We start from the raw sequence: 25818 nt of genomic DNA on the forward strand, positions 1-25818 counted from the left end.
ACAGCCTTGAAGAACGAGACGGCTGGAAGGCCGCTTCGCCGGCCGTCACCGCAAAATCGAAGAACGCCGCTTGACCGAAATCATAAATGCCGCCAACAATGGGAACGTTCTCAGAGAACGTTCCCTCCAGAGGAACGGCTCGGGATACGTGGGAGGAATATGAATGACCGACGCCAATGGCCGCCCCGGCACCGGGGAGCGGCAACCTTTGCTGCGTGAGATGCGGGCGTCGGGCGTCCGGAAGGCCTATGGCGCGACCGTGGCCCTCGAACATGCCGACATCATGCTGCGGGCCGGCGAGGTCCATGCCCTGCTTGGCGAGAACGGTGCCGGCAAATCCACCCTCGTGCGCATCTTCACCGGCGCGGTGATACCCGATCGCGGCGAGATGCAGCTTCACGGCGAGACCTATGCGCCGCGCTCGATCCTGGAAGCGCGCAGGCGCCAGGTCGCCACCGCCTTCCAAGAATTGAGCCTCGTCCCGAACCTGACCGTGGCGGAGAACTTCCTGCTGCCGGCGCTCGCGGAGCAGGGCGCGCCGCTGATCTCGCGCCGGAAGGTCATCGCGCGCGGCGCGGACATACTGGCGCGTCACGGCCTGGGCAGGATCGATCCCGCCGCGCGGGTCGGCGACCTGCCGCTGGCCGAGCGCCAGCGCATCGAGATCGCCCGGGCGATCGAGAATGCCGGCCGCGTGCTGATTCTCGACGAACCCACTGCCTCGCTGGCCGAAACCGACTGGCTGTTCGAGCAGATCGCCAAGGCCCGCTCGCGCGGCGTCGCCATTCTCTATATCTCGCACCGGCTCGCGGAGGTGCGCGAGATCTGCACCTGCGCGACCGTGCTGCGCAATGGCCGTTCCATCGGCACGGTCGGGCTGGGCAATGCCAGCGACAGCGACATCTTCGAGATGATGGTCGGCCACCGCGTCGAGCAGGCGCGGCGGCCGACACGCCCGTCCAGTGTCTCCACGCCGCCGCGCATCGTCGCGGAGAACCTCACCGGCCATGGGCTGCGGGGCGCCTCGCTGCAGCTCGGCGAGGGCGAGGTGCTCGGCGTCGCCGCGCTCGAAGGACAGGGGCAGCGAGGGTTGTTCCGCGTGCTGGCGGGGTTGGAGACGCCGACGGGCGGCACGATCATGGTCGACGGCAAGCCGGCGTCCTACCGCAGCCCGCGCGCCGCGCTGAACTCCGGCAGCGGCATCAGCTACCTGCCGGAAGAGCGCAAGACCGAGGGCATCCTCGCCGGACTGTCGGCGGCGACCAATGTGGTGCTGCCCTTCCTTCCGCGCGTGGGGCGCGGCGGCTTCGTCAGCCGGCGCGACGAGGAAAAGGCGGCGCTTCCGGCGGCCCAGAAGGTGGCGCTCAGTCCGCGCTATCTCGGCTTCGCTATTGGCGACCTGTCCGGCGGCAACCAGCAGAAGGCGCTGATGGCGCGAACGCTGGCGAGCGGCGCCCGCACTTTGCTGCTGTTCGACCCGACGCGCGGCGTCGATGTCGGCACCAAGGAATCCATCTATGCCGCCATCCGCGCCTTTGCCGACGGCGGCGGCTCGGTGCTGTTCTATTCGTCGGAGCTGCCGGAGATCGTCCAGCTCGCCGATCGCTGCCTGGTTCTCTATGGCGGCAAGGTCTTCCGCAGCTTCGAGGGCGAAGGGATCGCCGAGCGGCACCTCGTGGCGGCGATGATCGGCCACGGCCATTGCGGCGGCCACGATCACGCCGGGCCTGCGGCGGCGGAGGCGGCGCGATGAGCCAGATGGAGAGCACCCATCCCTCGCCCGCGCTGCCGGCCGCGCGGGGCGGGCTGAAGCTGTGGCGCCTGACGCAAGGCGCGGGGCTGATCCTCGGCGTCTACCTCATCCTCTACGCGCTCTACGCCTATCAGCAGCCGCGCGCGCTGGAGACCTATGCCATCGCGGCGCTGATGAACAACACCGCGCCGCTGGCGCTCGCGGCGGCGGGCCAGACGCTGGTGGTGCTGAGCCGGGGCTTCGACCTGTCGATCGCCGGGGTCATCTCGGTGTGCAATGTGGTGCTGGCGGTCTATCCCATGGAAGGGCCGGGCGGCGCGCTGGCGTCGCTGCTCATCTGCCTCGCCATTGGCGGTGCCGTCGGGGCGGCGAATGGCTGGCTGGTGGCGTATCTGCGGCTCCAATCGATCGCCGCCACGCTCGCCACCATGATCATCTGCCAGGGCATCGCGCTGGTCATCCTCAACGCGCCGGGCGGCTATGTCTCGGAATGGATCGCCGACGAGCTGACCGCGCGGCTCTGGGGATTCCTGCCGGTCTCCGGGCTCATCGTCGCCGTGGTCATCGGGCTGTGGCTGCTGGCGCGGCGCACCAATTACGGCGTCGCGCTCTATGCCATCGGCGCCGACGAGCCGGCCGCCGCGCTGTCCGGCATCAATGTGCGGCGCACGCGCTTCCTCACCTTCGTCGCCGCCGGCATGCTCTACGGCATTGCCGGGATGATGCTCAGCGCCCAGACCGCGACCGGCAATCCCAATTCCGGCACGCCGCTGCTGCTGCTCTCCTTTGCCGCCGTCGCCCTCGGCGGGACATCGCTGAATGGCGGGCGCGGCGGGCTGTTCGCCTCCGTCATGGGCGCGGCAACGCTGACCCTGCTGCAGAAGGTGCTGTTCTCCAGCGGCGTCTCTTCTTTCTACACCGGGCTGTTCCAGGGTGTCGTGCTGATCGTGGCGGTGGTCTTCAGCGGCCTGCTGACGCGGATCGGGGAGCGGAAATGACGGTCATGAACGAGAATCCGATTGCCGAAAGCCGGTTCGTGCAGGGTGCCGACACGCGGAAAAGCGCCCGCATTGCCCCCGAGACGATCAGCACCATCGCCGTGGCGATACTCTGCGTGGTGCTGCTCGTGGGCGCCCGCTTCATCAGCCCCTCGCTCGGCTCCTGGTCGCAGGTTGAAACGGTCCTGGTACTGGGCTCGTTCCTGGTCGTGCTTTCCTTCGGCCAGGGCCTGGTGATCCTCACCGGCGGGCTCGACCTGTCGCTGCCGGCCGTGGTGACCCTTGGCGGCATCCTCGCCACCAACTGGGTCGGCAGCACGGATCCCGCTGCCTGGTATCTGCTGCCGGTGGTGCTGCTGGTCTGCGGCGGCGTCGGCTTCCTGTCGGCGGCCGGCATCGTCTGGCTGCGGGTGCCGCCCTTCATCATGACGCTGGCCATGTCGATCATCGTCGCCTCGGCGCTGCTCGGCTACACCCGGGGAACGCCGCGCGGCGCCGCACCCGATGCCGCGCTCGCCCTGATGAAGGGCCATCTCCTCGGCCTGCCAACGCCGGTGGTGTTCCTCGTCGCCTTCGTGGCACTGGGCTGGCTCTTCCAGAGCCGCACCGTGTTCGGGCGCTATCTCTACGCCATCGGCATCAATGCCGAGGCGGCCCGCATCGCCGGCGCCCCGGTCACGGCGATGCGCATCCTGCCCTATGTGATCAGCGCGGTGACCGCCGGCTTCGTCGGCATCATGCTGGTCGGCTATTCCAACGGCGCGACGCTACGCATGGGGGACAGCTATCTCCTGCCCTCCATTGCCGCCGTGGTGATCGGCGGCTCGTCGATCCTCGGCGGGCGCGGCACCTTTCTCGGCACCGTGGGCGGAGCGATCCTGCTGACCACTCTCGGCACCATCATCTCCGCCCTCGGCTTTGAGTTCGGCCTGCGCACCATCATCGAAGGCGCCATCGTCCTCATCGCCCTGCTGCTGCTGCGCGAGGAGCTGTTCCAGAAGCTTGGCTCGCTCTGGCGTTGAAGCCGGACGAGCAAGACCAACCACAAGAAACACAAATCGACATAGGAGGAATCGACGATGATATCGACAGTTCTCAAGGCGGCGACCGCAGCCGTTCTTCTTGGAGCCGCCTGCATCGGCGCGGTACAGCCGGCCTCGGCCAAGGAGGGCGAGAAGTTCAAGATCTATCTGAGCCTCAGCTATTCCGGCAATGCCTGGCAGTCCGAAGCCGCGAACATCGTCAAGGCGCTGGCCGCCACGCCGCCCTATAACGATATCGTCGAGCTGAAGGAGGTGATCTCCGGCGCCGACCCGCAGGCGCAGATCTCGGCCTATGAGAGCATGATCGACGCCGGCGCCGACGGCATCGTCAGCTTCCCGATTTCCGCCACCGCGCTCAACCGCACCATCAAGCGCGGCTGCGAGCAGGGCGTGCTGTTCTTCATGTATGACGCCACCGTCACCGAGAACTGTGCCTATAATGTCAGCTATCTCTCCTCCGGCTTCGGCGAGAACTCGGCGCAGGCGCTGGTGAATGAGCTGGGCGGCAAGGGCAAGATCTTCCTGTCGCGCGGCGTGCCCGGCAACTCGGTCGACCAGCGCCACACCGACGGCGCCAAGCATATCTTCGCGAAATATCCCGGCATCGAGGTCGTCTCCGAATATTATTCCTACTGGGACGACCGCACGACCCAGCAGGAAACCGCCAAGGCCCTGACCGCGCATCCCGATGTCCAGGGCATCTGGGCGCAGGCGGGTGAGTATGGCGCCATCCAGGCGCTGCTCGACGCCGGCGGCAAGCTGGTGCCGCTCACCGGCGAGAACTCCAACGGCTTCCGCCTCGCGCTGGCCGATCCGGCAATGCAGGCCAAGGGCCTGACCGGCGTCTCGGCCGGCTCGCCGCCGGCGCAGGCCGGCTACGCCTTCAAGCTGATGATGGAAATCCTCACCGGCAAGCGCGAATTGAAGCCGACCAATATCGAATACCCGCTGCCGTGGGTGCCCGCCGACAAGGTGAAGCCCTGCGCCGGCGACAAGTTCGAGAATGGCTGCAACGTCTTCCCGAAGGACCGGGTGCCGTCTTCCTTCGTGACCGAAGTACTGAACCCGGTGCTGCTGCCCGAGCTGAACATCGATTCGGCGCTGAACGGCACGCCGGTGAAGGGCGCCACCATCCAGCCGCTGCCGGCGGAAGTGGTGAAGGCCGCCAATGAGCCGGGCATCAACTGCGCCCGCTGCGAGCCGCCCAAGGACCAGTACAAGCTCACCAAGATCGAACCGACCGTGAAGCCTTGAGACATCGGCCGCCCGGCGGGACAGTCCGCCGGGCGGCCTGCGGCTCGGAAGCACGGTGACGGCGGAATGTGCTTTTCTGCCGCTACGGATGGCGAGTCGCCGCGTGCGGCGACGAGGACGGAGACGGGCGTTGGCGGACGGAAATCGAACCAGGGGACGCAGGGTGACCGTGAAGGATCTCGCGCGCGATCTCGGCATGTCGGTCTCGACCGTCTCGCGGGCTTTCTACCCCGAGGCGATCATCGCCACGGAGACGCGCCGCATCGTGCTCGAGCGCGCCACCGAGCTGGGCTACCGCCCCAATCCCTTCGCCCAGAGCCTGATCACCAAGAAGACCCAGATCGTCGGCATGGTGGTGTCGGACCTGACCAACCCGTTCTACCCGGAAGTCATGACCGAGATGACGACCAGGCTGCAGGAAGCCGGCATGAACGTCATGCTTGCCGCCGCCAACCAGCCGGAGAAGATCGACGATGCCGTCGACCTGCTCCTGACCTACCAGCCCGACCTGGTGATCGTTCTGGCCGCCAACATGGCCTCGCATGCCCGCGAGAAATGCGAAGACGCCGGCGCGCCGTGCATCTTCTTCAACCGCCTGTCTGCCGACGGGCTCGGCTTCGGCGTGAGCTGCGACAATGAAGCCGGCGGACGCATGGTCGCCAACCATCTGATCGACAGCGGCCACCGGCATCTCGCCTATGTCTCGGCCTTTCCCGGCGCGTCCACCAATGTGGAACGCCACCGTGGCTTCTGCCGGCGGGCGGAGGAGCGCGGCTTCGCGCGCCCGGTGGTGATCGACGCCGGCCGGTTCAGCTACGAGGCTGGCTACGCTGCCGGGCTGGAAGCGGCCAAGGCGCACTACCCGATCGACGGGGTTTTCTGCGCCAACGACATCGTCGCCATCGGCTTCATCGCCGGCGTGCAGGAGAGCGGGCGATTGCGGGTGCCGGACGACGTCTCCGTCGTCGGCTTCGACGACATCACCATGGCCGGATGGCCCTCCCATCTGTTGACGACGGTGGCGCAGCCGCTGGACGAGATGATGGCCGCGACCGTCAGCCTCGCGCGGGAGCTGGCGATTGATCGCACATTGGATCAGCACATTCTGCGGCTGGAACCGGGACGGCTGATCGAGCGCAACACCACGCGCCGGCGCGATGGGGGGAACGCATGAGTGTGCAGCGATCGCATCTCTTCAATCGCCTGACGGGCGTCCACCGCCCGGATTGCGCACTCGTCGCCGACGGAACGCCGGTGATTCCCGTCCCCGGGCCGGACGATCTCGCCCCGCTGCTGGGTTCGGATGCGACGGCGCGCTACGCCGCCGCGTGCCGGCCGATCTTTGAGGATTTGCGCCGCGTCGTCGGCCAGCTGGCGGGGCTGATGATCCTGGCGCAGCTCACGGAATCGTCGGAGGTCGCCGGCCTTGCCGAGCTCGAGAGCTGCCGGCGTCGCTGGGCGGAGGCGGATGAGCGCATCAAGGCGCTCGCCTTCCCCGAGGCGCTCGCGCCGCACCGGGAGCAGATCGTCGCCGCGCACGCTTTTTCGGGCCTCGCGCTGGGAACGTTCTCTGCGCTGCGCTCGCGCGGTGACAACGAAGCCAATCTCGATCTCATTTCCCGCCAGGTTCGGCGGGCCTACGCCCATCTGAGCGCCGCCACCGCCGAGAAGGCGGGGCTCGCCATGGTGGACCTCTCCCACGCCTGCTGTTCCTGCGGGCGCTGAACGCCGACCGAAAACGACAAAAGCCGAAAAGGAAGGAAGCGAGCCATGTCCGACTATTCGATCTGGGTATGCGAATACTCTTATGTGAAGGATTATCATAAGAGCGGCGTGCTCTATGGTGCGCACAACCAGGGTTTCGTGAAGCTCCCTTACTGCTATGTCGTCATCAAGGGCCGGGATCATGTCGCCATGGTCGATGTCGGCTACAATGACAAGGACTATGGCAAGGTTCTGGGCGACCGTTTCGGGGTGGAGAACTGGCGCGACCCCCGCACGGTTCTGGCCGAGATCGGCGTAAAGCCGGAAGACGTCGACACCTGTTTCATCACGCATGCGCATTTCGACCATTTCGGCAATGTAGAAGACTTCCCGAACGCCAAATTCTACATCCAGGAACGCGAGATCGCGAAATGGGTCTGGGCGATGTCGCTGCCCGACCGGCTGCGCTGGATGATGGTGGCGGTGGACCCCGGCGACATCGTGCGCGGCGCCGATCTCGCGCGGCAGAAGCGCCTCGTCACGGTGAACGGCGCGCTGGCCGACGTGCTGCCGGGCATCGACCTGCACGCCGCCGACGACAGCCACACCTGGGGTTCCATGTGGGTGACGGTGCGCAATGACGGGCAGGCGCAGTCGGAAGACGTGTGGGTGCTGGCCGGCGACCTCGTCTATGTGTTCGAGAACATCCATGGCCCCGGCGCGGCCGTGGGCGAGAAGGAGGTTTACACGCCCGTGGGCCTCGCAGTCGGCAGCCAAGCCAATCTGGTGCTCGCCACCGAAGCGATGATGAAGCAGGCGGGGTACGATTCGCACCGCGTCATCCCCGTGCATGAAGAGCGGCTGCGCGACACCTTCCCCTCGCGCATCACCGCGGAAGGCCTGCGCATCACCGAGATCTGCCTCGCCGACGGCGAAAGCTCGAAGGTGTCGGCATGACCGGCGCATTGCCCACAACCTCCCACGTCGTCGCCATTGTTGGTGCCGGTCTCGTCGGCTCCGGCTGGGCGCTCGTCTTCGCCCGTGCGGGCCTGCGGGTGCAGGTGTTCGACCCCGTCGCCGAGGTCCGCGCCCGCATCCTGCCCTGGGCGCGGGAGAGCGCGGCCTCGCTGGCCGAAGCCGGCCTCATTGACGACGTCGACGCCGTGCTCGGCCAGCTCAGCGTCTGCGACACGCTGGAGGCGGCGCTGGACGGCGCCACCTATGTCCAGGAATCGGTGTTCGAGCGGGTGGAGGTGAAGAGCGAGATCTGCCGCGCCATCGACGCCGCCATGGCGCCGAATGCCATTGTCGGCTCCTCCTCCTCCGGCATTCCCGCCTCGCGCTTCACCGAGCATTGCACCCGGCGCGGGCGCTTCCTCATCGCCCATCCGGTGAACCCGCCGCATCTGGCCCCCGTGGTCGAGCTGGTGCCGGCGCCCTGGACCGACGCCGATGCGCTGGCTGGCGCGCGCGAACTGATGCACGCGGTCGGGCAGGTTCCCGTGACGCTGACCCGCGAGATCGACGGCTTCATCCTAAACCGCCTGCAGGGCGCGCTGCTGAACGAGGCGTGGGCGCTCTATGACGAGGGCTATGCCGGGCTTGCCGACATCGACGCCACCATCGCTCATGGTCTGGGCCTGCGCTGGGCCTTCATGGGACCTTTCGAGACCATCGACCTCAACGCCCCCGGCGGCATCGTCGACTACGCGGCCCGCCTGGGCGGCATGTACCACGCCATGGCCGCGAGCCGCACGCCGCGCCCCTGGCCGGAAGAGACCATCCGCCGCGCGGGCGAGGAACGCCGCGCCGCGCTTCCCGAAGCCGAGCTCGCCGCCCGCCGCGCCTGGCGCGACCGGGCGCTGACCGGCCTCGCCGCCTTCAAGAAAGCCAGCGGGCTGGCTCCCTAGCCCCGGCCTTTCCTCCTCCCGCTCGAGACACATGTAAACGCAAGGACAGCACCATGGCCGTAACCCATCTGAAGCGGGGCAAGCCCTCCGAGGAGCGCTCGCAGGACGACCGCAAGGTTCGTGAGACGGTGGAGACCATCCTCGCCGATATCGAGGCGCGCGGCGACGTGGCGGTGCGCGAGCTGTCGCAGACCTTCGATCGCTACTCCCCGCCGGCCTTCCGCCTGACCCCGGGCGAGATCGAGGCGCTGATGGCGCGGGTCTCGACGCGGGACATGGAAGACATCCGCTTCGCGCAGACGCAGGTGCGCAATTTCGCGCAGGCCCAGCGGGACTCGATGACCGACATCGAGATTGAGACCTTGCCCGGGGTCATTCTCGGCCACAAGAACATCCCGGTGCAGTCGGTCGGCTGCTATGTGCCGGGAGGCAAGTTTCCGATGGTGGCCTCGGCGCACATGTCGGTGCTGACCGCCGCCGTCGCCGGCGTGCCGCGCATCGCCGCCGCCACCCCGCCCTTCAAGGGCGAGCCGAACCCGGCGGTGATCGCCGCCATGCATCTGGGGGGCGCGCATGAGATCTACGTGCTGGGCGGCATCCAGGCGATCGGCGCCATGGCGATCGGCACCGAGACCATCGCCCCGGTGGACATGCTGGTCGGCCCCGGCAATGCCTTCGTCGCCGAGGCCAAGCGCCAGCTTTATGGCCGGGTCGGCATCGACCTGTTCGCCGGCCCGACCGAGACCATGGTGATCGCCGACGACACGGTGGACGGCGAGCTCTGCGCGACGGACCTGCTGGGCCAGGCCGAGCACGGCTATAATTCCCCCGCGGTCCTCGTCACCAACAGCCGCCGGCTGGCCGAGGATACGCTCTCCGAGATCGATCGCCTGCTGGCCATCCTGCCGACCACCGACACGGCGACGAAGTCCTGGGCCGATTATGGCGAGGTGATCCTGTGCGACACCCATGAGGAAATGCTGGAGGTCGCCAACGACATCGCCTCCGAGCATGTGCAGGTGATGACCGATCGCGACGACTGGTATCTTGCCAACATGCACTCCTATGGCGCGCTGTTTCTCGGCCCCCGCACCAATGTCGCCAATGGCGACAAGGTGATCGGCACCAACCACACGCTGCCGACGCACAAGGCTGGTCGCTATACGGGCGGCTTGTGGGTCGGCAAGTTCCTGAAAACGCATAGTTACCAGAAGATCGTCACCGACGGGGCGGCGGCGATGATCGGCGCCTATGGCTCGCGGTTGTGCCTGCTGGAAGGCTTCGTCGGCCATGCCGAGCAGTGCAATGTGCGCGTGCGCCGCTATGGCCGCAAGAACGTGCCCTATGGCGAGGCGGCGGAATGAGCGCCGCCGCGCCCTCGTTTCGGCTGGACGGGCGCCGGGTGCTGGTCACCGGCGCGGGGCGGGGCATCGGCCTCGCCATCGCGCAGGCCTGTGCCGCCTCGGGCGGAGAGGTCACGCTCTGCGCCCGTACCGCCAGCGAGATCGGCGAGGCGGCGGCCGAACTGCGGGCGCAGGGCTTTGAGGCTGAGGCGCTGGTGGCCGATGTGACCGATGTGGCCGGGTTCGCCGCGCTGATCGCGGCGCGCCCGGCCTTCGACGCCTTTGTTAACAATGCCGGCACGAACCGACCGAAGCCGCTCACCGAGGTCACGGAGGAGGATTATGACGCCGTCCTAGGGCTCAATCTGCGCAGCGCCATTTTCGCGGCCAAGGCGGTGACGGCGCGGATGATCGACGCCGGGCGCGGCGGTTCGGTGATCAACATGTCCTCGCAGATGGGGCATGTCGGGGCCGCCCATCGCACGCTCTATTGCGCCTCCAAATGGGGGCTGGAAGGCTTCACCAAGGCGCTGGCGGTGGAGCTGGCGCCGCACCGCATCCGGGTCAACACCATCTGCCCGACCTTTATCGAGACGCCGATGACCGAGCCGTATTTTCGCGACCCCGCATTCAAGGCGGAGGTGCTGTCGAAAATCCCGCTCGGCCGCACCGGGCGCGTGGACGAGGTTGCCGGCGCTGCGGTGTTCCTCGCCTCCGACAGCGCATCGCTGATGACCGGCAGCGCCCTGATGCTGGACGGCGGCTGGACCGCCCTGTGACATCCGGCGGTGGGTTCATCGCCCACCCCGCGCCGCGAACCCGGCACCCTGCGGGAGGGCGATGATGTCGTCGGCTCAGGCGCTGGTGCTCGGCCCGAGCCAGAGCGCGGAAGAGGCGGGGATTTCCACCCAGACCCGATCGCCGATGTCATGCGGCGCGCGCGCGCCGGGGTGGAACACCTCGTCGACGGTGATCTCCTGCCCGGCGATGAGAATGCCGAACCGGATAATGCTGCCGAGAAATTCCCGGCGCATGATCTCGCCTTCGAAGGCACTCGCGCTGGCCGGCCTGTCCTTCGACAGCCGGGCCACCTGCGGGCGAAACACCAGCCGAGCATCGTCCGGCAGCACGGCGTCCGACGCAATGCCGATGCGAAGTCCGCCCAGGCTCTCGAAGTGCCGGTCGGCCCCCTCAGTCACGACCTTGCCCTCGAGCACGTTCGCCGTGCCCAGGAACGTCGCGACGAACAAATTGGCGGGATGCTCATACAACTCCACCGGCGTGCCAACCTGCTGCACAACGCCGTCATTCATCACCGCGATACGGTCGCAGACCGTGTTGGCCTCTTCCTGATCGTGGGTGACGAAGATGGTGGTGAGCCCGAGCCGCTGCTGCAGATCGCGCAGTTCGCGGCGCACCTGTACCCGCATCTTGGCGTCGAGGTTGGAGAGCGGCTCGTCGAGCAACAGCACCTTCGGCTCAATGACGACGGTGCGGGCAAGTGCCACGCGCTGCTGCTGGCCGCCGGAGAGCTGCGAGGGCCGGCGCTCGGCGAGATGGCCGAGCCCGACGATCTCCAGCGCCGCCGCCACGCGCCGCTGGATGTCCGCGCGCGGCACGCCGCGCTCCTCCAGACCGAAGGCGACGTTCTTCGCCACCGTCATGTGCGGCCACAGCGCATAGCTCTGGAACACCAGCCCGACATCGCGCTTCCACGGCGGCAGGTCGCTGATGTCGCGCCCGCCCACCCGCACACGGCCGGAATCGGCCGTGTTGAAACCGGCGATCAGCCGCAGCAACGTGGTCTTGCCGCAACCCGAGGGCCCGAGAAAGGCGAAGAACTCGCCGGGCCTGATGTCGAGATTGACGTTCTTCAGCACATGGTTGCTGCCGTAGAAGAGGTTCACCCCCTCAATGTGCAGATCGAGCGCCGTGGTGTGCAGGACGGCCGCAGCCGTGTCGTTGATGGCATGTGCGGTCATCGGGCAGCCCCCGTGGTCTTCTGGTTGCGATCAATGATGTATTGCGAGAGCAACGTGCAGGCGGCGACCAGCACGACGGCGATGACGCCGAGCGCGGCGCCCGGCCCGCGACCGGCGGCGGACTGCATGAAGACATACAGGCCGTAGGCGAGCGGGGCGTCGGCGTTGGACTGCACCAGCATCAGCGTGGCGGAAAGTTCGACCGCCGCGGTGGCGAAGCTGGTGACGAAGCCGGCGAGGATGCCGCCCATCATCAGCGGCACCACGATGCGCCGCACGGTGCGCGGCTTTGTGGCGCCGAGATTCTCCGCCGCTTCCTCCAGCGATACCGAAATCTGCTGGAGCGCGGCGTAGCAGGCGCGCAGCGCATAAGGCAGGCGGCGGATCGCCAGCGCGATCACCAGCACGATCCACATCGTCGCCAGCGGCGTGCCGTCCGGCATGCGGATATCGTAGAAGGTGCGCAGATAGCCGATGCCGAGAACCACGCCCGGCACCGCCAGCGCCGCGGTAGCCGCCCAGTCCAGCCAGTGCCGGCCGATGAGCTTGGTGCGCAGTACCAGATAGGCGATGGCGGTGCCCACCACGACGTCGATGCCGCCGGCGATCGAGGCGTAGATCAGCGTGTTCTTGATATAGGTCGAGCTCTCGCCGAACACCCGGCCGTAATGCGCCAGCGTGAAGCCGTCCGGCAGCGGGCTGAACGACCAGATGGTGGCGAAGGAGAGCAGCAGCAGGCCGATATGCGGCGCCAGCACCAGCGTCAGGATGAGCCCGACGACGCCATAGGCGACCACCTGCTCCCACGGCCGCATGCGGCGCTTGGCGAGCCCGCCGCCGCCGCGCTGGCTGGTGGCGTAGTCCCGCCCCTTCAGCGCCAGCGCCGACACCCACATGGCCAGCACCGACACCACGATCAGCACCACGGCGATGACATAGCCCATCGGGTCGGCGATGCCGATGGAGGTGACGCGCAGATAGGCCTGCGGCGCCAGCATGTCCTTCACATTCAGCAGAAGCGGCGTGGCGAGATCGTCGAACACCTTCACGAACACCAGCGAGGCACCGGCGACATAGCCGGGCATGGCAAGCGGCAGAACGATGCGTCGGAACATCCGCATGCCGGACGAGCCGAGATTCTGCGCCGCCTCTTCCATCGAGCGGTCGATGTTGCGCAGGGCGGTGGAGAGGTTGATGAGGATGAACGGGAAATAATGGATGGCCTGGACGAAGATCACGCCGTTCAGCCCTTCCATGAAGGGAATACGGAAGCCGAGATATTCGTTGAGCAGCAGGTTCACGCTGCCATTGCGGCCGAACAGCAACTGCATCGCCACCGCGCCGACGAAGGGCGGCATGATCAGCGGCACGAAGCCGAGCGTCTGGATGATGAGCGCGCCGCGAAATTCGAAGCGCGTGGTGATGTAGGCCAGCGGTAGCGCAAACAGCGAGGCCAGCACCACCGTCATCGCCGAGACGTAGAAGGAGTTCCAGAACGACCGCATGAACAGGTCGGTGCGGAAAAAATCGGCGAAATTGATCAGGGTGAAGTCGCCGCTGCCCTTTTCCGTGAACGCCACATAGATGACGGACCCGACGGGCACCAGCAGGAAGGCCAGCAGGAAGGCCGCGAGCCCGAGCGCCAGGGCGATCTGGCCGGTTGTTCCAGGCACGCGCCAGCGGCGCGCCGGGGCCTGGGTAAAGGCGAGCGACATGCAACACGCTCCAGCTATGGCGTGAGTGAGAGGTGGGCGCGGCGAACCCTCGGCCGCGCCCTGGTCAATGGTGGTCGGGCCGTCCGGCGGTTCAGTTGGCGAGCTTGGCGGCTTCCGCGACCTTGGCCTTCGCCTTGGCGTAGTTGGCCTTGGCGAACGAGGCCCATTGCTGCTCGATCTCGGCCTGGCGGGCGCCCTTTTCCTTGCCCCCGCTGAACGCGGCGAGCACTTCCTTGCTCGACGCCTGCTCCTCGGTAACCGGCACCGCACCGATCAGCGCGCGCGCTTCCTTGATCAGCGCACGGGCCTGCGGGTTGTCCTTGGCAGCGAGCTGGGCATCCACCTCGTGGATCGCCTTGGTCACCGCCTTCAGGTCGTCGAGCTGGAAGGAGATCAGCTGGTCGAACAGCGTGTCGACCACCGGCGTGCGCGTGCCTGATTTGTCGACGTCGAACATCGTCATCGCCTTGAAGCGCGGGTCGGTGAACGGGTTCGGGTAGCCCTCGGGCGCCTTGGCATAGACCGCCGGGTTCACCGGCAGGCGACGGATGCTGGGCTCCAGCAGCACTTCCTGGCCGGCCGGCGAGAGCAGGAAGTTGACGAATTTCCGGGCGTTCTCGGTGTTCGGCGCATTGGCGACGATGCCGACATTGGCCGGCACGACGGTCGTCACCGTGGGGTAGACGAACTTCACCGGAAAGCCCGAGCCCTGCGCGGAGAAGGCGAAGAAGTCGATGACGATACCATAGCCGACCTGGCCGGAATTGACCGCCTCGGGCACGCCGAAGGAGCGATCGGTGATGGTCTGGAAGTTGCCGGCCATGTCCTTGATGGTCTGCCAGCCCTTCTCCCAGCCCTCGCCCTGCAGGATCGTCTCTATGGTCAGATGCGTGGTGCCCGAGCGTGCGGGGGACGCGATGGCGACGTGGTCGTAATAAGGCGCGGTGGCGAGATCGCCCCACTCCTTGGGCTCGGGGAGTTCATTGGCGCCGACATAGCGGGTGTTCCACATGATGCCGTAGCCGGACGCCGCGAAGCCAAAATAATAGCCGTCCGGGTCATTGATCGGGTAGGCGCCGATCTTGTCGGGAATGCCTTCGGCGGTCGGCGTGAACTTCTGAAGCAGCTGCTTGGATTTCAGCACCTCGAACGCATCCGGCGCCGAGGCCCAGAACAGGTCCGTCTGCGGGTTGGAGCGCGTCTCGTCGAGATATTTCACGCCCGCATTGGTGTTGCGGTTCTGGACGTCGAGCATGACGCCTGGGTTCGCCTTCTCGAACGCGGCCTTGATCGGGTCGGTGACATCCTTCGAGAAGGACGTGACGACGGTGACCTTGCCGGACTGGGCATAGGCCGCCGACACAGCGGTGAACGAGGCGAGCGCAAGGGTGGCCGCGAGGGCGGCAGAACGGATCATGGCGTCTTCTCCCAATATCTTGCTTTGGCGGCCCGAAGGCTGCGGGCCTCCCTCCGCAACCCGCGTGCCAATGCGGGAAGGACGGGCAAGCTCTTGTTATCGCGCGACTTTACCCGGCGCCGTGCCGCCGGCGGTCTGATGTCGGGGCAATCGGGGTAACAGCGCGCGCGGCCCGATGGGTCAGTTCGGTAACATCAGTCCTCGACCGCGTCGCGCTCCAGCCCGTGCTTGCGCATCTTGAGGTACAGCGTCTTCCGGGAGATGCCGAGCGCCTTGGCGCACTGCCCCACCCGCCCGCCATGGCGCGCCAGCACCTGCGCGATCGCCTGCCGCTCGGCGATATCGACCATCGCCTCCAGCGACGGCGCGGCCACCGGCGGCGGCACCGCCTCCTCGGCATCCTCCAATCCGAGGAGGTGCCGCTCCGCCGCGTTGCGCAGTTCGCGCACATTGCCGGGCCAGGGCCGGCCCATCAGGCCGGCCAGGGTGCCGGCATCCGGCGAAGCTGCGGACACGCCGTCGCGCTCCGCCAGCACTGTGAGGAAATGCCGGAACAGCGCGGGAATGTCCTCGCGCCGGTCGCGCAGCGGCGGCAGCCGCACGGTCACGGTATTGAGCCGGTAGAGCAGGTCCTCGCGAAACTTCCCGTGCCCGGACAGCGCCAGCAGGTCGACCTTGGTGGCGGCCAGCACGCGGATGTCGACCTGAATTTCGACGTTCGACCCCAGCCGCTCGATGCTCCGCTCCTGCAGGGCACGCAGCAGGCGCGTCTGCGCCGCCAGCGGCATGGATTCGATCTCGTCGAGGAACAGCGTGCCCTTGTGGGCATGCTCGATCTTGCCGATGCGCCGCTCGCGCGCCCCGGTGAAGGCCCCTGCCTCGTGGCCGAACAGTTCGCTCTCGATCATGTTCTCGGGGATCGCGGCGCAGTTCACCGCGACGAAGCGGCCGGCCCGGCGACGCCCGAAATCGTGCAGGGCGCGCGCGGCCATCTCCTTGCCGGTGCCGGTCTCGCCGAAGATCAGCACATCGGTGCGCGTGTCGGCCAGCACGGCGAACGTGCGGCGCAGGCGCTGCATCGGCTCGGAGCGGCCGATGAGCCTCTTGGCCCATACATCGTCCGCGAGGTCGTCGTCCCGGGACACCTGCTCGCGCAGGGCGCGATTCTCCAGCACCAGCCGGCGCTGCTCCAGCGCGCGCCGCACGGTCTCGACCAGCAGCACCGGATCCGCCGGCTTCTCGACGAAGTCCCATGCCCCTGCCCGCAACGCGCGGAGCGCCATCGGCACGTCGCCATGGCCGGTCACCAATATCACCGGGATGTCGGGATCGAGCCGGCGCACCGCTTCGAGAAACGCGAAGCCGTCCATGCCGGGCATGCGCACATCGGAGACCACCGCACCCTCGAAGGCGCGCGAGAGCTGGGCCAGCGCCGCCGCTGGACTTCCCGCCGGCGAGACGGCCAATCCGTCGAGTTCCAGCGTCTGGCCATAGGCGTGCCGGACTTCCGCGTCGTCATCCACCAGCAGCACGTCGGGCGGGTTCATCATGCGGCCTCACGAAGTTCGATGGCGAAGGTGCTGCCGGCCGGCGAACTCTCCTTCAGCAGCAGGCGGCCGCCAAAGTCGCGGATGATGTTGAACGACAGCGACAGGCCGAGCCCGAGGCCGGCGCCCGGCGGCTTGGTGGTGAAGAACGGATCGAAAATGTCCGTGCGCCTGCCATCCTCGATCCCCATCCCGGTATCGCTGATCTCGATGCTCACATGGTCCGCACCGCGACGCGCCTGAACCACGATCCGGCGGTGCGGGGTGCCGTGGACGGCGTCCATGGCGTTGGCGATGAGATTGACGACGACCTGCTCCAGCCGCACGTCCTCGGCCAGCACGTGCAGCCCCGCCGGCACGGCGCGCACCACCTCGATGTGCTCGTCCGCGATGCGCTGGGCGAACAGCGACAGCGCACCCTCGATCACCGCCTCGAGGCTCACCGGCCCGATCTCGGGTTCCGGGCGTCGCGCGAAGCGTTTGAGGTGCGCGATGCTCTGCGCCATGCGGACAGTGAGCCCCTCGATGCGGCCGAGGCTTTCCGCCGCGTCGCCGGTTCGCCCGCGCGCCAGCAGCACCGCGCCATTATGGGCATGGGAACGAATGGCGGCGAGCGGCTGGTTGAGTTCATGGCCGATGCCGGCGGCCATCTGGCCGAGCGCGGCGAGCTTGGCGGACTGCACCAGCTCGTCGCGGGTCTGCCGGAAGATGGCGAGCGCGCGGGACAGCTCGTCCAGCTCATCCTCGCCGAAATAGCCCCGCATCGCCGGCGCCGGGAGATCCACCGCGCCACCCCCCGCAATGGCGCCGGCGGCCACCGTCAGGCGCTCCAGCCGCGCGATGAGGCTGCGCCGGACATAGAACCAGCCGACCAGCACCGCGACGCCGAGGGAAAGAAGGGCAATGCCCAGCAGAAGGCTGCGCCCCACGATGATGGCCTCGGCCGCCCGCGAGGCCGCCGCCCGCGCATCCGTCTCGATATGCCGCGCGACCTCGCCGATGTTCCCGCCGAGCTCGGCGGCAAGGTCGCGGCTGGTGCCAAGCAGCTTCTGCCCGTCCTCGAACGCCGCAATCTCGGCCATCCGCAGGCCCGGCAGGCCGCTCTCCGCCTGGGACAGCGCCGCGAGGCGGCTGACGATCTGGCGTACGGTGATGCTGTCGGTCCACCCCTGCAGCCGCTTGCTCTCCACCACCAGCTCGTCCACCGCCTCGCCGAGGAAGTGTCCGGTCTGGCGCAGATCCTCCGGCACTCGCACGCTGGCGACCTGCCCCAGCAGGCCGATGGAAAGATGCGCCTGCGCGCTCAAGGCCAGGATCGCCTCGGTCTTCGAGGTCTCGTCGCGCAGAATGCGCTGCGCGGCCCGCGCGGCATCGCCGGCCTGCCCCACCTGTTCCAAAGCGGCGTGAATGTTGAAGCGGGCGTCCTCGACCAGCGGCTCGACCTCGTCCACGAGGTCGGCCTGCAGCCAGCGCAGCTCGTCGACAATGGCGCGGGTGCGGGCCTCGATATCGAAGCGACGGCGCGCCGCCGCGTCGACGGCGTCGAGATTGCTGCCGAGCGCATCCACGAGGCGTCGCAGCGCGCCGAAGCGCTGCGAAGCGTCGCCGCTCGGCGCGGCATCCAGCAGGCGACGCAGATCGCCGAGCCGTCCGCGCGCGCGCTCCATCGCGGTGTCATGCGAGTCACGACGCTCGGCGGTGGCAAGTTCGGTCGCGGCCGCCGCCAGGCGCCCGCCGGCCTGTGACAGCTGGGCGGCAAACACCAACGCCGGCACATGGCCGCGCGCGGTCGAATCCAGTTCCGACGAGAGGCGCGCATAGGACAGCCAGCCGACGACACAGGCGATCACCGCCAGCGCACCGACCCCGATGAAGGCAACCAGCAGGCGCCCTCCTATGCCGAAGCGGGTTCCTGCCAATCTCATTGGGCGACATTTCCGGCACGGTGCACGGGCAGTCGCCCGAGGTCGACCAGCCGGCGCCGCCCGCCCTCCGCCGCGTCACGCGCATCGCTCAGATTTCGCGCGGTCCAGTCCTGAATGCGCGCGGTCAGGGCGGTTTGCGTGTCCGAGGCTGGAAGCCCACGCGGCACACGCACCAGCTTGACGGTGCTGGCCAGTCGGGAAGCCTCGCTCTCGCCGAAGGGCATCTGCGCCAGCAGAGCGCGTGACCGCGTCACTGCTTTCGCGGCCTCCGTGTCGGGCTGGGTGAGCAAGGCCACCTCGACCTCGTAGATCGTGCGCCAGATGTCGGCGGCCTCGGTGAGCGGGAAGGTAATGAGTTCGTCGAACAGGATGTTGATCAGCTCGTATCGCTGCGCCGAGCGGCCGGCATCGAAGCTCCAGGTCGCCGCCTCGTCGCTGAGGGCAAACGGGTTCGGGCGATCCGTGGCGCCATCGGCGTAGAATTCCGGGCGTATCGGCTGCCGGTCGATGCCGGGATCGAGGAGCAGGCGTTGGCCCGGCACGGAAAGCAGGAAGTCGACGAAGGCGTTCGCCGGTTCAAGGTTCACCGCCCCTTTGAGCAGGGCGATGCTGGCGGGGGTAAACACCTTCTGCTCGGGAAAGCTGAACCTCACCGGTCCGGCATCCAGATCCGTCGGCTGAGCCAGGAAATCAATGGTGATGCCAACGCCGAAGCGGCCGCGCGACACGCCCGCCGACACGCCGAAGCTACGCGCGGTGACGGTGGCGAGGTTGCCGCCCACCTGCCGCCACACCGCCCAGCCTTCATCCCACCCTTCCGACTGCAGCAGCGCCTCGACCATGAGGTGGGTGGTGCCGGATCGCGACGGCGACGAGATGCCGACATGGCCGTGATAGATCGGCGCTGTCAGATCGCGCCAGCGCTGCGGGACGCTGAGCCGGTGGCGGTCGAAATAGGCGTCGTTCCAGACCACCCCGTAGCCCGAGAGCGCAAAGCCCAGATACGTGCCGTCCGGGTCGTTCAGGGGATAGCCGGCCACAACGGAAGGCGCGCCGGTGTTGCGCGGCGCGAGCGGCGCGAGCTGGCCCTCCAGCTTCAGCAGTTCGAAAGCATCCGGCGCCGAGGCCCAGAACAGGTCGGCATCAAGCCGCTTTCCGCCGGTGATCAGCGCCACCGCCGCCGTGGTCTTGCGCTGCACAAACTCGGCGTCGATATCCGGCCGGACCTGGCGAAACGCCTTGCGGTAATGCTCGATCATCGACGGCGGAAACGAGGTGACGATACGCAGCGGACGGGCCGCCGCGACGCCGACGCCCGCCACCAGCATGCAGAGCGAAAACAGCGCGACAGCTGCGATGCGGAGCTTCACCGCCCCCTCCCGATTATGACGTTTTTATTGCCGCCACCATCGCCGGAGTGCCGCGGGCTGGCAACCGCCTGATCGAACAGGCGGTCCCGAGCGGAGACGGGCGGCCTGCCGCCTTCCCTGCGCGGCGCTTCACACGGGCTTCGGCAGCGGCTTTTCGTGAGGTCCTTCCGGCGCCCGAAAGAGCCGCTTCACCAGCGTCAGGAAGTCGTCGACGAAGGTGAATATGACGGGAATGACGAGGAGGCTGAGGAAGGTCGAGGTCACCAGCCCGCCGATCACCACGATGGCCATGGGCTGGCGAAAGCTCGAATCGCCCCCGCTCAGGCTCAAGGCCACCGGCAGCATGCCGCACCCCATGGCGATGGTGGTCATCACGATGGGCCGCGCCCGCTTGTGGCAGGCGTCGACGAGCGCCTCGAAGCGCGGCATGCCGCCGCGCCGCGCCATGATGGCGTATTCGACCAGCAGGATGGAGTTCTTCGTCACCACGCCCATCAGCATGAGCAGGCCGATGACCGCGGGCATCGAGAAGCTGGTGCCAGTGAGGACGAGCGGCAGCAGCGCGCCACCCAGAGACAGAGGCAGCGCCATGAGGATCGTCACCGGCTGCAGGAAGTCGTGGAACAGCAGCACCAGCACGGCATAGATGCAGAACACGCCGATCGCCATGGCGATGCCGAAGCTCGCGAACAGTTCCGAGCTTCGCTGCAATTCGCCCTGCTCGACCAGCCGGACACCGTGCGGCAGGCCCTTGAGGGCGGGCAGCGCCTGCGCTTCGCCGTTGACATCACCGAGGGTTCGGCCGTTGAGCTCGATCGACAGGGTGATGTTGCGCGACCGGTCGATCCGATTGATTTCGGAGGGGCTTCCGCCGATACGGATTTCCGCGATGGCGCCGAGATTGACGCTGCCATTGGCGCCGGCCACCCGCAGATTGGCGATATCGTCCAGCGCCGTGCGGTTGCGGGGATCGAGCCGCACGCGGATCGAAACCTGCCGCTGTGTCAGGTTGAGCTTGGCCATCGACGCCGAATAGTCGCCATTGGTCGCGACCCGCACCGCCTCGGATATCGCCTCCGATGTCACGCCGAGGGCGGCGGCGCGCGTGAAGTCCGGTGCGATCTGGACCTCGGGCGCCTGGAGCGAGGCGCTGGACGTCACCGCGCCGATGCCGGTGATGGTGCGCAGCTGCTCTTCGAGGTTGGCGCCGACCTTGTCGAGGGTGTCGGCATCGTCGCTGGCAAGCGTGATCTCCAGCTTGGTGCCATTGCCGCCCGATCCCACCTCGACGCGCGTGCCCGGCAGCGCGGTCAGGGCCTGGCGTATGCTGCGCTCAACCTCTGCCTGCTTGCGGTCGCGGTCGCCGATAGCCTTGAGGTCGACGACAAGGGTCGCGGACGTGACATCGCTGGTTGTGGTGGAATTCAGCCCGCCGCCCGACGAGGCGCTGCCGACGGCCACGTAGACGCCGGTGACGTCCGCCAGCTGCGCGATGATGTCGGCGGCCTGCCGCGCCGCCGCATCGGTCTGCTCTATCGTGCTGCCGGGCTGCAAGGTCAGCGTGACTTTCGTCTGCGCATCGTCGGAGGCCGGCAGGAAACCGGACTTGAGAAAGGGGATCGTCGACAGCGACAGGCCGAGGAAGACGCAGACGGCCAGCACCGTCAGCTTCCGGCGGTGCAGGCAGCCCTTCATCAGCGCCATATAGGCGCGCATGATCCGTCCATCCTTCTGCTCGACCGGATGCACCTTCATCATGTAGGCGGCCATCATCGGCGTCACCAGGCGCGCCACCAGGAGCGAGGCGAGCACGGCAACGGCCGCGGTCACACCGAACTGCCGGAAGATGAGACCGGGAATGCCGCTCATGAACGCCGTCGGCAGAAACACCGCCACCAGCGTAAAGGTCGTCGCAATGACCGCGAGCCCGATTTCGTCGGCGGCTTCGAGAGCGGCATCCATGGGCGACTTACCCATCTGCAGATGCCGCGCGATGTTCTCGACTTCGACGATGGCGTCGTCGACCAGAATGCCGACCACCAGCGACAGCGCGAGAAGCGTCACGGTGTTCAGGCTGAAGTCGGCAAAGTACATCACCAGAAAGGTCGGGATGACCGATAGCGGCAACGCCACCGCGGACAGGAACGTCGCCCGCCAGTCGCGCAGGAAAAGCCAGACCACCACGACGGCGAGGATAGCGCCCTCATAGAGCATGTGCATCGAGCCGTCATAGTTCTCGATGATCGGCCCCACCGTGCTGTAGGCCTCGACAATCTCGACATCCGGATTGGCCGCCGCGAATTTCTGCATCGCGGTTCTGAGGTCGGCCGCGACGCCGGTGTCGGAAAAGCCGTTCGAGCGCTTGACCTCGACGCCGATGACCGGCTGCCCCGCGAGATAGGCCAGTGAGGCGCGGTCGGAAAAACTGTCGGTGACGGTGCCGATCTCGTCCAGGCGCACCAGCGTGCCATTGGAGAGCGGTATCGCGAGCGCCTTGAGATCGTCGATCGAGGCGACGGCGCCGAGCGTGCGGATAGTCTGCCGGCCACCGCCGATCTCGCCGCGCCCGCCCGAACTGTCCGCCTGCACCGCCTTCAGGCGCGAGGAGACGGTGGCGGCGGTGATCCCGAGCGATCCCATGACGTCGGGATCGAGATCGACATGCACTTCGCGATCGATGCCGCCGACGCGGTTGACCTCGCCGACGCCGGCGACCGACAGCAACGCCTTGGTCAGGTCGTTGTCGACGAACCAGGACAGCTCGATCTCATTGAGGCGCGTGGAGCGAACGGCATAGGTAATGAGCGGAGAGCCCTGCACCGTCACCTTGGTCACGCTGGGCGCTTCCATCTCGGTGGGCAAATCCGTCGTGCTGTCCACCTTGTTGCGGACTTCGTTCAGCGCCTCCTCGCTGTTCTTCTCCAGTTTGAAGGAGACGCTGATCGACACCAGGCCGTCGGTGATGGTGGTGGTGATATGGTCGAGCAGGCTGAGCGAGGCGAGGTTGTCCTCGATCTTCCGGGCGACTTCGGTCTCCAGCTGCGAAGGCGAAGCGCCTTCCAGCGTGGCGGCGATCTTGACCGTCGGCAGGTCCATGTCCGGAAAGTTCTGGACCGGGAGCCAGCTGAAAGCGAGCAAGCCGCCCACCGTCAGCAGGATGAACAACAGGATGACGGGGACCGGGTTGCGGATGGCGAGAGCGGAGAAGTTCACGGGGCTTCTCCCTCGACCCGGACCAAGGCCTTGTCCGCGAGGAAGGCCCCGCCGGACTTCACCACCCGCGCGGATGGATCGAGCCCCGACAGGATTTCCACCTCGCCGCCATTGCGCCGGCCGGTCTCGACACGCAGGCGCGCGACGCGCTTGTCGTCGTTGACCGTGAAGACGTAGTTGAGCCCGTCGCGGAAGACGAGGGCCGATTCCGGCACCGAAAGCGCCTGCGTCGTTTGAAGTTCGATATTCCCCGTCACATAGAGGCCCACCGGCGGGTGGTCCTGCGCCGGCAGCGAGACATAGACGATGGCACGCCCGGTATCGGTGCTCACCATCGGCCCGACCAGGCGGACATGCCCCGCGATGCGCCGGTCACCGGGGCCGACGATAAAGGCGCTCAGGCCTTCGGTGATGCGCGGCAGATAGCGCGCGGACACCTCGGCCTGCCACTCCACGCGCTGCTGGCGCACGAGGCGGAAAAGCTCGGTGCCGGACGAGACCACCGCTCCGAGCTGCGCCGAGCGGGAGGTGATGAGCCCGTCATCGGGGGCAACGATCGTGGCTTGGTCGAGCTTGATCTTCTGGCCCTGCAACGTCGCTTCCGCCGATTTGACGTCGGCCATCGCCGTCTGCTCGGCAATGAGATATTCCGTCACCTTCTCGTCCGAGAGGGCGCCGCTGCCCTGCAATTTGCGCACGCGCGCGGCATTGGCCTGCGCCTTGGCGAGATTTGCCTTGGCCGTCTCCAGCGCCGCCTCCTCCTTCAGGAGGTCCGCCTGCAGGGTGTCCTGCGCCAGCTGCACGAGCACCTGGCCCTTGGTGACCACCGAGCCGACTTCGGCAAGCACATCGGTGATGCGAAGACCGCTGATCTCCGACGCGACGATGGCTTCGTGCCAGGGCTTGAGCCAGCCGCTGGCCGGAACGGTCTCCGGCCACTGGCGCTCCACGGGCCTCACCACGCTCACCGTGAGAGTCGCCGCCTCCGTCGTGGCCTGCGCGCTGGCGGGCAAACTGCCGGACGCAAGACCCGCCGTGGCGAGCAGGGCGGCGCATAGGTTCAGGGTTCGCCGCATCAGAGCTGATTTCCTTGTGTGTTCGACGAACGAAGTGTGTTGGCCGTACGGCCCGGCGGAGAGCCGGCACCGGCATCCCAGCCGCCTCCGAGGGCCTTGTAGAGCGCGATCCAGTAGCGGACCGCGTCGCGCCGGATCTCAATCAGCGAGATTTCCGACGACTGCGCCGCCCGGCGCGCCTCCTCGCGGTCCAGCAGGCTGACGCCGCCGGCCCGCCAGTTCGTGTCGATGGCGTTGAAGTAGGTTCGGTAATTGCGGGCGGCGCTGCTAGCATCGCTGATCCGGCGGCGGGTGCTGTCGATCCGCACCAGCGCAGTCTCCACTTCCGCGACCGCGCTCAGCACGCCGGATTTGTAGTTCGCCGCGGCGGTGTCGTAGTCGGCGATCGCGCCCATCACGGTGGCGCGGCGCGATCCGCCGTCGAAGAGCGGGATGGTGAGGGCCGGCCCGAAGGACCACGGCAAGGCGGCCCCGGTCAGCGTGGAGCTGCTGATCGTCACCGAACCCGCGAGGCTCAGGCTGGGATAAAGGTCGGCCTTCGCCGCGCCGACATCGGCGACGGAAGCGGCCACTTCCAGCTCGAGCGCATTGATGTCCGGTCGCTGCCGCAACGCCTCGGCCGGCACGGCCGTGATCTGGAAACTCTTCGGCGCCGGAAGGCCCGCCTTGCCCTGAGCCAGCAGGCGCCGCACCGTTGCCTCGTCGCCGCCGGTGACCTGGGCGAGCGAGATGATCAGAACATTGCATTCCGTGCGCTGGGCGATCAGCGTCGAGGAAGACGAGGCCGCACTGGCGCGCGCAAGGGCGAGGTCGGCCGAGGAGGTCAGCCCGGATGCGGCGGCTTTCTCGGTGGCCCGGATGGTTTCGCGCTGCGACGTGAGCTCGACGCTGTAGGCGTTCTCCAGCTGGCGGCAGGCGCGGTACTGCACATAGTAGTCCGCGACCTCGGCGGCGAGAGACACGCGCGTGTCGTACCAGTCGTCGACGCGCTGATCCACGCGAAGCCCGGCCGCCTCGGTCTTCTGCCGAACCTTGCCGAACAGGTCGATTTCCCATGAGGCGTCGAGGCCGCCGCTCGACAGCGTCGCCGCGGCCACCCGGTTGGTGGAGCTGCCGTCGGTGCCGGACCGGGTTGCGGATGCCGAGCCGTCGAGGACCGGGAAAAGGTTCGCCTGCTCGGAAGCCAACGTCGCGCGGGCCCGCTCGATGTCGGCCACCGCCGATGCGACGGTGGGGTTCTCCTCCTGCGCGAGCCGGATGAGGGCGATGAGCGACGGGTCGTTGAAGGTCCCCCACCACGTCACCAGCTCGGACGTCCTGCCATCATGCGGCTGGGTGGCGTGCCATGTGTCGGCGAGCTTGACGTCGGCGGGACGGAGTTCCGGAAATGTCGCGCAGCCTGACAGGCACAGGCCGATCCCGATCGACGCAAGCGCGGCGGAGGTCTTCGTGAACGATGAACGCATGCGCCGCCCGGGTGATCGACAGGTACTCGCTGTCGGTAGCGGGTCGGGCGTTAAGTGCGGTCAAGCCAACGTTAAGATGAGTAAAATCCGGTGTCGGGACGT

The 25818-nt window shown here is 67.5% G+C and carries 19 protein-coding genes; 10 read left to right on the plus strand and 9 right to left on the minus strand.

Going from position 1 to position 25818, the window contains the following annotated elements; genetic code table 11:
• Positions 1 to 163: 163 nt before the first annotated feature.
• The 10 genes from ACQY76_RS04190 (at position 164) to ACQY76_RS04235 (ending at position 10784) form a co-directional block, all read left to right on the plus strand.
• Positions 164 to 1753, plus strand: coding sequence for a sugar ABC transporter ATP-binding protein (locus ACQY76_RS04190; protein WP_428031654.1), 1590 nt, complete (start codon positions 164 to 166; stop codon positions 1751 to 1753).
• A complete protein-coding gene (locus ACQY76_RS04195; RefSeq protein WP_428031655.1) occupies positions 1750 to 2751 on the plus strand; it encodes an ABC transporter permease in 1002 nt (333 codons plus the stop codon). Before ACQY76_RS04190 ends, ACQY76_RS04195 begins: the two co-directional genes overlap by 4 nt.
• A 5-nt stretch (positions 2752 to 2756) precedes the next feature.
• Positions 2757 to 3773, plus strand: a complete 1017-nt coding sequence (locus ACQY76_RS04200) for an ABC transporter permease (RefSeq protein WP_428031656.1) — start codon at positions 2757 to 2759, stop codon at positions 3771 to 3773.
• Between the two features lie 57 nt (positions 3774 to 3830).
• Positions 3831 to 5048: a sugar ABC transporter substrate-binding protein gene (locus ACQY76_RS04205; RefSeq protein ID WP_428031657.1), complete on the plus strand. Its 1218-nt coding sequence runs from the start codon at positions 3831 to 3833 to the stop codon at positions 5046 to 5048.
• A 163-nt stretch (positions 5049 to 5211) separates the two neighbouring features.
• On the plus strand, positions 5212 to 6222 hold the full coding sequence (locus tag ACQY76_RS04210) for a LacI family DNA-binding transcriptional regulator (RefSeq protein WP_428031658.1): 1011 nt from the start codon (positions 5212 to 5214) through the stop codon (positions 6220 to 6222).
• Positions 6219 to 6773, plus strand: coding sequence for a hypothetical protein (locus ACQY76_RS04215; RefSeq protein ID WP_428031659.1), 555 nt, complete (start codon positions 6219 to 6221; stop codon positions 6771 to 6773). The genes ACQY76_RS04210 and ACQY76_RS04215 overlap by 4 nt, the downstream gene beginning before the upstream one ends.
• A gap of 45 nt (positions 6774 to 6818) precedes the next feature.
• Positions 6819 to 7709 carry an N-acyl homoserine lactonase family protein gene (locus ACQY76_RS04220; protein WP_428031660.1) on the plus strand — a complete coding sequence of 297 codons (891 nt, stop codon included), beginning with the start codon at positions 6819 to 6821 and terminating at the stop codon, positions 7707 to 7709.
• Complete coding sequence (locus ACQY76_RS04225) at positions 7706 to 8662, plus strand: 3-hydroxyacyl-CoA dehydrogenase (RefSeq protein ID WP_428031661.1); 957 nt, start codon at positions 7706 to 7708, stop codon at positions 8660 to 8662. Before ACQY76_RS04220 ends, ACQY76_RS04225 begins: the two co-directional genes overlap by 4 nt.
• A 53-nt stretch (positions 8663 to 8715) precedes the next feature.
• Positions 8716 to 10026 (plus strand): histidinol dehydrogenase, encoded by a 1311-nt coding sequence (gene hisD, locus ACQY76_RS04230; protein ID WP_428031662.1) that lies wholly within the window; start codon positions 8716 to 8718, stop codon positions 10024 to 10026.
• Positions 10023 to 10784: an SDR family NAD(P)-dependent oxidoreductase gene (locus ACQY76_RS04235; protein WP_428031663.1), complete on the plus strand. Its 762-nt coding sequence runs from the start codon at positions 10023 to 10025 to the stop codon at positions 10782 to 10784. Before hisD ends, ACQY76_RS04235 begins: the two co-directional genes overlap by 4 nt.
• A gap of 75 nt (positions 10785 to 10859) precedes the next feature.
• Here the strand turns inward: ACQY76_RS04235 and ACQY76_RS04240 are convergent, their stop codons facing one another.
• The 9 genes from ACQY76_RS04240 to ACQY76_RS04280 form a co-directional block, all read right to left on the minus strand.
• Complete coding sequence (locus ACQY76_RS04240; RefSeq protein WP_428031664.1) at positions 10860 to 11987, minus strand: ABC transporter ATP-binding protein; 1128 nt, start codon at positions 11985 to 11987, stop codon at positions 10860 to 10862.
• Positions 11984 to 13702 carry an ABC transporter permease gene (locus ACQY76_RS04245; RefSeq protein ID WP_428031665.1) on the minus strand — a complete coding sequence of 573 codons (1719 nt, stop codon included), beginning with the start codon at positions 13700 to 13702 and terminating at the stop codon, positions 11984 to 11986. Before ACQY76_RS04245 ends, ACQY76_RS04240 begins: the two co-directional genes overlap by 4 nt.
• Before the next feature lie 91 nt (positions 13703 to 13793).
• Complete coding sequence (locus tag ACQY76_RS04250; protein WP_428031666.1) at positions 13794 to 15119, minus strand: ABC transporter substrate-binding protein; 1326 nt, start codon at positions 15117 to 15119, stop codon at positions 13794 to 13796.
• A 194-nt stretch (positions 15120 to 15313) separates the two neighbouring features.
• Positions 15314 to 16669: a sigma-54-dependent transcriptional regulator gene (locus tag ACQY76_RS04255; RefSeq protein ID WP_428031667.1), complete on the minus strand. Its 1356-nt coding sequence runs from the start codon at positions 16667 to 16669 to the stop codon at positions 15314 to 15316.
• Positions 16666 to 18591 carry an ATP-binding protein gene (locus ACQY76_RS04260; protein ID WP_428031668.1) on the minus strand — a complete coding sequence of 642 codons (1926 nt, stop codon included), beginning with the start codon at positions 18589 to 18591 and terminating at the stop codon, positions 16666 to 16668. The genes ACQY76_RS04255 and ACQY76_RS04260 overlap by 4 nt, the downstream gene beginning before the upstream one ends.
• Positions 18588 to 19961 carry an ABC transporter substrate-binding protein gene (locus ACQY76_RS04265; protein ID WP_428031669.1) on the minus strand — a complete coding sequence of 458 codons (1374 nt, stop codon included), beginning with the start codon at positions 19959 to 19961 and terminating at the stop codon, positions 18588 to 18590. Before ACQY76_RS04265 ends, ACQY76_RS04260 begins: the two co-directional genes overlap by 4 nt.
• A 129-nt stretch (positions 19962 to 20090) precedes the next feature.
• Entirely contained in the window at positions 20091 to 23174 is a 3084-nt protein-coding gene (locus tag ACQY76_RS04270; protein ID WP_428031670.1) for an efflux RND transporter permease subunit, read from the minus strand.
• Positions 23171 to 24250 (minus strand): efflux RND transporter periplasmic adaptor subunit, encoded by a 1080-nt coding sequence (locus ACQY76_RS04275; RefSeq protein ID WP_428031671.1) that lies wholly within the window; start codon positions 24248 to 24250, stop codon positions 23171 to 23173. Before ACQY76_RS04275 ends, ACQY76_RS04270 begins: the two co-directional genes overlap by 4 nt.
• Complete coding sequence (locus tag ACQY76_RS04280) at positions 24250 to 25716, minus strand: efflux transporter outer membrane subunit (protein ID WP_428031672.1); 1467 nt, start codon at positions 25714 to 25716, stop codon at positions 24250 to 24252. The genes ACQY76_RS04275 and ACQY76_RS04280 overlap by 1 nt, the downstream gene beginning before the upstream one ends.
• Between the last annotated feature and the right edge of the window lie 102 nt (positions 25717 to 25818).

The sequence above is a fragment of the Ancylobacter sp. genome (assembly GCF_965279025.1).
In the GTDB taxonomy this organism is placed as follows: domain Bacteria; phylum Pseudomonadota; class Alphaproteobacteria; order Rhizobiales; family Xanthobacteraceae; genus Ancylobacter.